Source organism: Pseudomonas sp. GXM4, from assembly GCF_008923895.1.
Classification (GTDB): Bacteria; Pseudomonadota; Gammaproteobacteria; order Pseudomonadales; family Pseudomonadaceae; genus Aquipseudomonas; species Aquipseudomonas atacamensis.
Window position 1 is genome coordinate 47,913 of sequence record NZ_WBRZ01000009.1, and the last position, 8,260, is coordinate 56,172.

Sequence of the window (8,260 nt, forward strand, 5' to 3'; positions counted from 1 at the left end):
CCGCTGAGCCCGGGCAACCGGGCTTCACATACCAATCGAGGATTCAAAAATGTCTGGCTCAGATTCGCGAAATATCAATGAGGTGGAAAACTACGACGCCTTGCTGCGGGCCAACCTGCAGCGCGTGTTCAACGAGCGCGATGCACAGAAGCGCATTGCGGCGGTGCAGGAGCTTTTTGCAGACACACCGACGATGTACGAACCGACTGGTATCGTCACCGGGCGGGCGGCGATTTCAGAGGTGGCCGGTGCGTTGCTGGATCAGTTCGGGGCGGACTTCGCTTTTGTTCCGGAGGGGCCGGCGGTTGGGCACCATGGCTTGGGTTACCTGCGCTGGCATGCGGGCCCGAGCGCTGGGCCAACTGTTGTCCGCGGTGTTGACGTGGCGGAAATCAAAGCGGGGAAAATCGTGCGGTTGTGGGTGTTGCTGGATGCGCCCCAAGGCTGAGCCGCACGGCAGGGTGGCAAATCGGATCCCGTTGCCGCCTGTCGCCGACTGCCGATCAGATTAATATCGCGCATTGACATATCGAAAAATCTCGATATCCTCGGCGCATGGAACTGATCGAAATCTTCAAAGCCCTCTCGAACCCGACGCGCCTCAAGATCCTTGAAGGCCTGAAGGATCCCGTCAAGAACTTCCCCCCGCAGGATGAGGGTGACGTTCTCGTCGAGGGTGTCTGCGTCAGCAGCATCCAGGAAGGTATCGGCTTGTCGCAGTCGACGGTGTCGAGTTACCTGGCCACGTTGCAGCGGGTGGGGCTGGTTGAAGTGCGACGCATCGGTCAATGGACCTACTACAAACGCAATGAGGCTGCTATCAGCGCGCTTGCAGAGATCATAGGGAAAGAGCTGTAAATTTTTTTACTTTAGGATATCGAGAATTCTCGATATCCCTCTTTATCGATACGAGGTTTTGCCATGAAAGCGATGATTTTGAAATCCTTCGGCGGTCCTGATTCGTTCGAACTCAGCGACGTTCCAAAACCGGTTCCGCAAGCGGGCCAAGTGCTGGTCCGAGTGCACGCCACTTCCATCAATCCGCTGGATTATCAGGTTCGGCGCGGTGACTATCCCGATCTGGTGCCGCTGCCAGCCATTACCGGTCACGACGTGTCGGGCGTGGTTGAAGCCATCGGGCCGGGCGTCAGCGCTTTCGCGCCGGGCGACGAAGTCTGGTACACCCCGCAGATATTCGACGGGCAGGGCAGTTATGCCGAGTACCACGTCGCAGCCGAAAGCATCATCGCCAGAAAGCCTGCCTCGCTGAGCCACCTTGAGGCGGCCAGTCTGAGTCTGGTCGGCGGTACGGTTTGGGAAGCGCTGACCGTTCGCGCCGTGCTCCGCGTAGGCGAAAGCATTCTGATTCACGGCGGCGCGGGCGGTGTCGGTCATGTGGCGATTCAGGTGGCCAAAGCCATGGGCGCCAGAGTGTTCACCACCGTGCGCGAGGCCAACGCCGAGTTCGTCCGCAGTCTGGGCGCTGACGTGGTGATCGATTACACCCAAGAGGATTACGTCGAAGCAATCATGCGCGAAACCGCCGGGCATGGCGTTGATGTGGTGTTCGACACCATCGGTGGCGATACCCTGTCTCGCAGTGCCGACGCGCTCGCCCAGCTTGGCCGCGTGGTCTCGATCGTCGACATCGCGCAGCCACAAAACCTCGTTCAGGCCTGGGGCAAGAACGCCAGCTACCACTTCGTCTTCACCCGGCAGAATCGCGGCAAGCTCGATGAACTGAGCGCGTTGGTCGAGCGCGGCCAGTTGCGGCCCCATGTTGGCGCGGTCTATTCCCTCGCCGACATCTCGCTCGCCCATGCCCGACTGGAGAGTGCCAACAACGGTCTGCTGGGAAAAATCGCCATCGCCGTCGAGCCTTCACTCATCGTCTGAATCCGCTCACTGATTTTGGAGATACATCATGGTTTACGAAATCGCTGTGCTGCCCGTTCACCCGCATCAGACTGAAGCCTTTCGACGGGCATTTGCCGAAGTCGAACCGTTGCTCACCCGCGCCAAGGGATATGGCGGCCACTTGCTGGCGCAAGGTATCGAAACCCCCGAGCAATTCAATTTGATCGTGCGCTGGCAATCGCTTGAGGATCACTCGCCGGGGTTTGAAGAAAGCGAAGACCACCAGCGCTTCATGCTGGGGCTGGAGGATTATTTTTCCGCAGAGCCGAGCGTGTATCACATTGAGGGTGGTGCTTTTCCGGGTGGCGACTTGAGCATTGCGGGCAGCAGCTCAAGCACAGGGAGTTGAGTGTTCTGATGGCTTTCGTCACAAGCGGCTGCTGCCGATTTTCCTCCCGCGTTGAACCACTGCAATGATGGTAGGCTGCACGAGGTCAGCCGTACCTTCTGTACTCCTGAGTTTGTTCTTTTACTGTCTGCGCCGGCGCGCCTGTCGGCGCAGATGGATTTCCTCTATGGACTACAGCCATGCGCCTGCCAGATTTCATTCTCGAAAACCTAGAGCCGATCCTGCAGGCCTGGGAAGATTTCGCCCGCACCATCGAGACGCCGGGGGTGGAGCTGGATAACGTCGCGCTGCGCGATCACGCCGAGCAGATGTTGCGCGCCATCGTCATCGATCTGCGGACCAAGCAGACCATGAGCGAACAAATCGCCAAAGCCCAGGGCCAGGCGCCGCGCGACGATGAAGAAACAGCTGCGGAAACCCACGCGGTGACGCGGCTGATGGCCGGTTTTACCATCGATCAGATGGTGTCGGAATACCGCGCGCTGCGCACCAGTGTGCTGACCCAATGGCTGCGTCAGGTCAAGGATGGCAAATCAGTGAATGTCGACGACATGACGCGCTTCCACGAAGCCATCGATCAGGCGCTGGCCGAGTCGATTGCCAGCTACTCGCGCGCCGTCGAGGCGTCGCGCAATGTGTTTCTGGGGATTCTCGGCCATGACTTGCGCACGCCGCTGGGGGCGATTCTGCTCGGTGCGGATATGTTGCGTCGTACCGAAGCTACCGACCCGCGCACCAGCAAAGTGGCCAGGCAGATCTACGCCAGCGTGCAGCGCGCCAGCCAGATCGTGGGCGACCTGCTGGATCTGACGCGCTGCCAGATGGGGCCGGGGATTCCGGTGAAAAAATCCCTGATCGATCTCAGCCCTGTGTGCGAACGGGTGATCGAGGAAATCCGCGCCTTTCATCCGCAGGCCAACGTGCGGTTCGATGCGACGGAAGCGGTAATGGGAGCGTTCGATGGCGCGAGGATGGAACAGGTCTTTTCCAACATCATCAGCAATGCGGTGACCCACGGCGACAATAATTTTCCGGTAACGGTCGAGTTGCAGGTCCGCGAGGATTGCGCGGTGTTCACAGTGCACAACGGCGGCGAGCCGATTCCAGAAGACGTGTTGCCGTTCATCTTCAACCCGATGGGGCGGTTCTCACAGCGCTCCGTGGTTGATCACGGGCCGGTTGCCGGGCTCGGTCTGGGCCTGTTTATCGCTTCGGAAATCGTCGCCTCGCATGCCGGGTCGATCGAGGTCAGCTCTGACCTGAAGGGCGGAACCGTGTTTCGCGTAAAGCTTCCGGTGGATGCCGAAAGCCCCGTCTCCATCTAGGCCAATCGATGGAGGGCCGGCCCCGGCCCTCCAGCCTGATCACTCCTCCATCACCTCAACCAAACCCCGGTCCTCACCGAGGAACCCGCCGCTCTGGTGCTGCCACAGCCGCGCGTAGGTACCGTTCTTCTCGAGCAATTGCGCGTGGGTGCCTTGTTCGATGATGCGGCCTTCGTCCATGACGATCAGCCGGTCCATCGCTGCAATGGTCGACAAGCGGTGGGCGATGGCGATCACGGTTTTGCCCTGCATCATTTCATCGAGGCTTTCCTGAATCGCGACTTCAACCTCGGAATCCAGCGCGCTGGTGGCTTCGTCGAGCAGCAGGATCGGTGCGTTCTTCAGCATCACCCGGGCGATGGCGATGCGTTGGCGCTGCCCGCCCGAAAGCTTGATACCGCGTTCGCCGACCAGCGTGTCGTAGCCGCTGTGGCCCTGCTTGTCGCTCAACTGGCTGATAAAACCATCGGCCTGGGCGTTCACTGCCGCGCGATGGATGTCTTCGTCGGTGGCGTCCGGGCGTCCGTAGGCGATGTTGTCGCGGATCGAACGGTGCAACAGCGACGTGTCCTGGGTGACCATGCCGATCACGCTGCGCAGGCTGTCCTGGGTGACCTCGGCGATGTTCTGCCCATCGATGCGGATCTCGCCGCGATCAACGTCATAGAAGCGCAGCAGCAGGTTGATCAGCGTCGACTTGCCTGCACCGGAGCGGCCGACCAGGCCGATTTTTTCGCCGGGGCGAATATGCAGGGTCAAGCCGTCGAGCACCTGGCGTTCGCCGTTGTAGTTGAAGCTGACATTGTCGAAAACCACTTCGCCGCCGGCCGGCTCCAGCACTTTGGCATCCGGCGCGTCCTGGACTTTCGGGCCGCTGGTCAGGGTGGCCATCCCGTCCTGGACGGTGCCGATGTTTTCGAACAGCGACGTCATCTGCCACATGATCCAGTGCGACATGCCATTGATGCGCAACGCCATGGCGGTGATCGCCGCGACGGCGCCGGTGCCGACTTCGCCCTGATGCCACAGCCACAATGCATAACCGCCGGCGCCGAGAATCAAAGCCACCACCAGCGCCTGATTGACGATTTCGAACTGGCTGACCAGCCGCATCTGGCGGAATCCGGTGAGCTTGAAATCTTCCATCGCCGCGCGGGCAAAGTGCGCTTCACGCTTGGAGTGCGAGAACAGTTTGACCGTGGTGATGTTGGTGTAGGCGTCGGCAATCCGCCCGGTCATCGACGAGCGTGCATCGGCCTGTTCCTGGCCGACTTTGCCCAGACGCGGCACGAAATACACCATCGCCAGCCCGAACAGAACGATCCACGCCAGAAACGGCAGCATCAGCTTCAGCGCAAAGCCACCGGCCAGCGCAATGATCGCAATGAAGTACACGCCGATGCCGGGGAGAATTTCGATCAGGGTGAACAGCACCTCGCGCACCGACAACGCAGTCTGCATGACCTTGGTCGTGACCCGGCCGGAAAACTCATCGGAGAAGAACGACAGACTTTGCCGCAGCATCAACCGGTGAAAGTCCCAGCGCAGGCGCAGCGGCAGATTGATCGCGAGGATCTGGTGCTGGACCATCGTGCGCAGCGCCACCAGGCCGATGCTGACCACCAGCACGATGCCGATGCCCCACAACACGCGGCTTTCCTCATCACCGGCGGCGCCGCCGGATTGCCAGGTCGAGAGCAGATCCACCACTTGCCCAAGGAAAGAAAACAGCCACGCCTCGTAGATCGACACGCTGGCGCTGAGCAGAGCGAAGGCCAGGATGTAACCGCGCGCCCCCCGGGTGCAGGCCCACAAGAAGCGCATCAGGCCGACTGGCGGTGGCGGCGCCTCGTCGGGCGGGAAGGGGTCGAGCCTTTCTTCAAACAGGCGAAGCATTGCGGTCTCCGAAGTGATCAGGGTGTGGGGATTCTGCCATCTATCGGCGTTGTTGCGGGTTTCAGCGTCGTGTTGCAGATAAATGCTTGTGCCTTGTCTTGACCGCAGCCAGGCGCAGAAGCTCAACGCAATCGTGCCAAGCGCAACCTTTCGTCGCTGATCCAGACCTGACACGGCACGCTCATCAACCTCTTTGAACTCTCGCGCAAGCTGCTCCGTCATCTTCTATGTGGGGGCTCGAGGCAATGTTGCCGTGTAGTCCCGTTTTTCCGTTTTCAAGTCAGAACGCGAGGGGCCACATGAATACTCAAGACAGCAGGGCAGGCTTTGAATCAGCTGATCCGAACAGCAAGCCTGGACAGGCTTTTGAACATTTGAAGGACGACGTCAACGAAGCAATTGGCGGTGCGCGGCAACAGGCCGACGCGCAATTCGGACAGTACCGCGACACCGCAGCCGAACAGATAGAAGCACTGGCCCAAGGGGCAAAGAGCTTCGTCTCGGGGTTGCAGGACAAGGACACGCTGGGCATGTCCGACTACCTGACGGATATGGCGGACTCCATGACCGGGCTGGCGGGCAACTTGCGCGGCAAGAGTGCCGAGCAATTGCTGCACGATGCGGCGGATCTGGCGCGCAGCAATCCGGGGCTATTCATCGCCGGCAGCATTGCCATCGGTTTCGGCCTGTCGCGGTTTCTCAAAGCCGGCACGGCCGCAGCAGCGACGGTCAGCGCCGAGCACGATCCGGCGGCGGGCACGACATCGACGCCACCGCCAGCCGATTACGGTGCGCAGCGACCCTATGAATCGTCAGTGCCGTCATCGGCCCACGCCAATCCGGGACTGGCCACCGGCATCACCCCGACCTCGCCCAGTGACAGCGATCACCCCGCTGATTTTGCCGCGGCTTCCGTACCGCACGCACCCGACGCCAAAGGAGAACTGTGATGAACAGAGATGAATCTGATCTGAGCGGAGCAAGGCCCCTCGGTCAAACGGATGACGCTTCGGTGGTCGGCCTGTTGCGGCAACTGTCCCGTGAAGTTCCAGCGTTGTTCACCAAGGAACTGGCACTGGCCAAAGCCGAACTGCACAACAGCCTCAGCACGCTGAAGGCTGGCATCGGTGCGGTGGCCGGTGGTGCGATTGTGTTTCTTGCTGGCTTCATCATTCTGCTGATGTCGGCGGTGTACGGCCTGAGCATGTTCATGGCGCCATGGTTGGCCGCGCTGATCGTTGGCGTGGTGGTGATGATCATCGGCTTCGCCATGCTGCAATCCGGGAAAAAACAATTCGAGCCGTCTCACTTCAAACCTGATCGCACCCTCGACGCCTTGAACAAGGATCAGGAAGCGCTGCGGAGGAAAGTCTCATGAAAAGCGAACTGGATATCGAAGCGGAAAAAAGCCCGGAGCAGATCGAGCGCGAAATCGATGCGCAACGCGCGAGCATCGGCAACATCGTCGATCAACTCGAGAGCAAATTCACCCCCGGACAGATGATCGATCAGGCCTGGGGAATGATGCAGAGCAACGGCTCGACGTTCTTCACCAATCTCGGCACCAGCGTGCGCAATAACCCGGTGCCAGCGGTGCTGACTTCGGTGGGGCTGCTCTGGCTGATAATCAGCCAGAATCGCCCGCCCGTGCAGCAACCGACCTATCGCAGCGGGCCGGATCAGGACAAGGCCGGCGAGTGGGCCGACGGTTTGGCCGACGGCATCGACAGCGCCCGCGCGCATTTGCATTCGACCACTGACTCGCTGAAGGACGGCTACCAGTCGCTGAAAGGCAAGGCCAGCCACCTCGGGGAAAACGTCGGCGCGGCGAAGGAAAATCTGACTCATGCGATGCATGACGCCAGTGATCGCTTGTCACGCAATTCGCAAGTGCTCGGCCAGCAGTTCAGTCACCTGCTCAAGGAGCAACCGCTGATGGTGGCTGCCGCTGGGGTTGCGCTCGGTGCATTGCTCGGCGCGGCGTTGCCAACTACGTCCACTGAACAGCGCTACATGGGCCGTACCAGCGCTGGCATGGTCGACAAGGCCAAGCAGAAAGCTCAGGAAGGTTACGAGGCCGTGCGTGACACGGTGACTCGGACCACTGAACAAACCGAAGTGGAGACCAAGCCGGAAACGGCGCGGCCTTCGTCTTCCGATTTGTCACAGGGGTTGGGTACTTCTTGATGGTGAAAAACAAGGGAGGCCTGCAATGGGCCTCCCTTGTCGATGTGCGGCGGTCATTCGGTGTGCCGCTGTGGTGAGCCAGCGTGTAAAAACGTTGTGTCATTCAACGCGAATGTATCCGATCTGGCGCCTTCGCGAGCAGGCTCGCTCCCACAGGGATTTGGGTTGCGAAAAAGATTGCTGATCTGCCCCCGGATCTTTGTAGGAGTGAGCCTGCTCGCGAAAGCGGTGTGACAGGCGATGATGATGTTGAATGTGCCGGCGCCTTCGCGGGCAAGCCCGCTTCCACAGGGATTTTGGTTGCGCTGAAGATTGTGGCCTTGCACCGGACCATTGTGGGAGCGAGCCTGCTCGCGAAAGCGGTGTGTCATTCAATGTGGATGTATCTGATCTGGCGCCTTCGCGGGCAAGCCCGCTCCCACAGGGATTTGGGTTGGGCTGAAGATTGTGGCCTTGCCCCGGACTATTGTGGGAGCGAGCCTGCTCGCGAAAGCGGTGGGTCAGGCGGTGATGAGGTTGAACGTGCCGACGCCTTCGCGGGCAAGCCCGCTCCCACAGGGGATTTGGGTTGCGACAAGGATTGCTG

Annotated in this window: 9 protein-coding genes and 1 pseudogene; 9 read left to right on the forward strand and 1 reads right to left on the reverse strand. The window is 60.4% G+C overall.

Annotated elements, in window-relative coordinates:
• Window positions 1-49: 49 nt before the first annotated feature.
• The 5 genes from F8N49_RS03060 (at window position 50) to F8N49_RS03080 (ending at window position 3,591) form a co-directional block, all read left to right on the forward strand.
• Window positions 50-448 (forward strand): nuclear transport factor 2 family protein, encoded by a 399-nt coding sequence (locus F8N49_RS03060; protein ID WP_151550764.1) that lies wholly within the window; start codon window positions 50-52, stop codon window positions 446-448.
• A 107-nt stretch (window positions 449-555) separates the two neighbouring features.
• Window positions 556-858 (forward strand): helix-turn-helix transcriptional regulator, encoded by a 303-nt coding sequence (locus F8N49_RS03065; RefSeq protein ID WP_024012559.1) that lies wholly within the window; start codon window positions 556-558, stop codon window positions 856-858.
• A 63-nt stretch (window positions 859-921) separates the two neighbouring features.
• Window positions 922-1,896, forward strand: coding sequence for a zinc-dependent alcohol dehydrogenase family protein (locus F8N49_RS03070; protein ID WP_151550765.1), 975 nt, complete (start codon window positions 922-924; stop codon window positions 1,894-1,896).
• Window positions 1,897-1,924: 28 nt separating this feature from the next.
• Complete coding sequence (locus tag F8N49_RS03075; RefSeq protein ID WP_151550766.1) at window positions 1,925-2,266, forward strand: antibiotic biosynthesis monooxygenase; 342 nt, start codon at window positions 1,925-1,927, stop codon at window positions 2,264-2,266.
• Window positions 2,267-2,445: 179 nt separating this feature from the next.
• Window positions 2,446-3,591: a sensor histidine kinase gene (locus tag F8N49_RS03080; protein ID WP_151550767.1), complete on the forward strand. Its 1,146-nt coding sequence runs from the start codon at window positions 2,446-2,448 to the stop codon at window positions 3,589-3,591.
• A 39-nt stretch (window positions 3,592-3,630) separates the two neighbouring features.
• Here the strand turns inward: F8N49_RS03080 and F8N49_RS03085 are convergent, their stop codons facing one another.
• On the reverse strand, window positions 3,631-5,487 hold the full coding sequence (locus F8N49_RS03085; protein WP_056784851.1) for an ABC transporter ATP-binding protein: 1,857 nt from the start codon (window positions 5,485-5,487) through the stop codon (window positions 3,631-3,633).
• A 299-nt stretch (window positions 5,488-5,786) separates the two neighbouring features.
• Between F8N49_RS03085 and F8N49_RS03090 the strand changes: the two genes are divergently transcribed.
• The 4 genes and pseudogenes from F8N49_RS03090 to F8N49_RS28005 form a co-directional block, all read left to right on the forward strand.
• Window positions 5,787-6,437 carry a hypothetical protein gene (locus tag F8N49_RS03090; protein ID WP_151550768.1) on the forward strand — a complete coding sequence of 217 codons (651 nt, stop codon included), beginning with the start codon at window positions 5,787-5,789 and terminating at the stop codon, window positions 6,435-6,437.
• Window positions 6,437-6,865, forward strand: a complete 429-nt coding sequence (locus F8N49_RS03095; RefSeq protein ID WP_065617081.1) for a phage holin family protein — start codon at window positions 6,437-6,439, stop codon at window positions 6,863-6,865. Before F8N49_RS03090 ends, F8N49_RS03095 begins: the two co-directional genes overlap by 1 nt.
• On the forward strand, window positions 6,862-7,674 hold the full coding sequence (locus F8N49_RS03100) for a DUF3618 domain-containing protein (RefSeq protein ID WP_151550769.1): 813 nt from the start codon (window positions 6,862-6,864) through the stop codon (window positions 7,672-7,674). Before F8N49_RS03095 ends, F8N49_RS03100 begins: the two co-directional genes overlap by 4 nt.
• 230 nt (window positions 7,675-7,904) lie before the next feature.
• A pseudogene (locus F8N49_RS28005) lies at window positions 7,905-8,260 on the forward strand (hypothetical protein); the annotation flags it as partial.

What these genes read in the sequence shown, in the direction of transcription:
- F8N49_RS03090 (WP_151550768.1), top strand. Translation starts at nt 5,787, where the DNA reads ATGAATACTCAAGACAGCAGGGCAGGCTTTGAATCAGCTGATCCGAAC.
- F8N49_RS03060 (WP_151550764.1), top strand. Translation starts at nt 50, where the DNA reads ATGTCTGGCTCAGATTCGCGAAATATCAATGAGGTGGAAAACTACGAC.
- F8N49_RS03085 (WP_056784851.1), bottom strand. Translation starts at nt 5,487, where the DNA reads ATGCTTCGCCTGTTTGAAGAAAGGCTCGACCCCTTCCCGCCCGACGAG.
- F8N49_RS03065 (WP_024012559.1), top strand. Translation starts at nt 556, where the DNA reads ATGGAACTGATCGAAATCTTCAAAGCCCTCTCGAACCCGACGCGCCTC.
- F8N49_RS03100 (WP_151550769.1), top strand. Translation starts at nt 6,862, where the DNA reads ATGAAAAGCGAACTGGATATCGAAGCGGAAAAAAGCCCGGAGCAGATC.
- F8N49_RS03075 (WP_151550766.1), top strand. Translation starts at nt 1,925, where the DNA reads ATGGTTTACGAAATCGCTGTGCTGCCCGTTCACCCGCATCAGACTGAA.
- F8N49_RS03080 (WP_151550767.1), top strand. Translation starts at nt 2,446, where the DNA reads ATGCGCCTGCCAGATTTCATTCTCGAAAACCTAGAGCCGATCCTGCAG.
- F8N49_RS03095 (WP_065617081.1), top strand. Translation starts at nt 6,437, where the DNA reads ATGAACAGAGATGAATCTGATCTGAGCGGAGCAAGGCCCCTCGGTCAA.
- F8N49_RS03070 (WP_151550765.1), top strand. Translation starts at nt 922, where the DNA reads ATGAAAGCGATGATTTTGAAATCCTTCGGCGGTCCTGATTCGTTCGAA.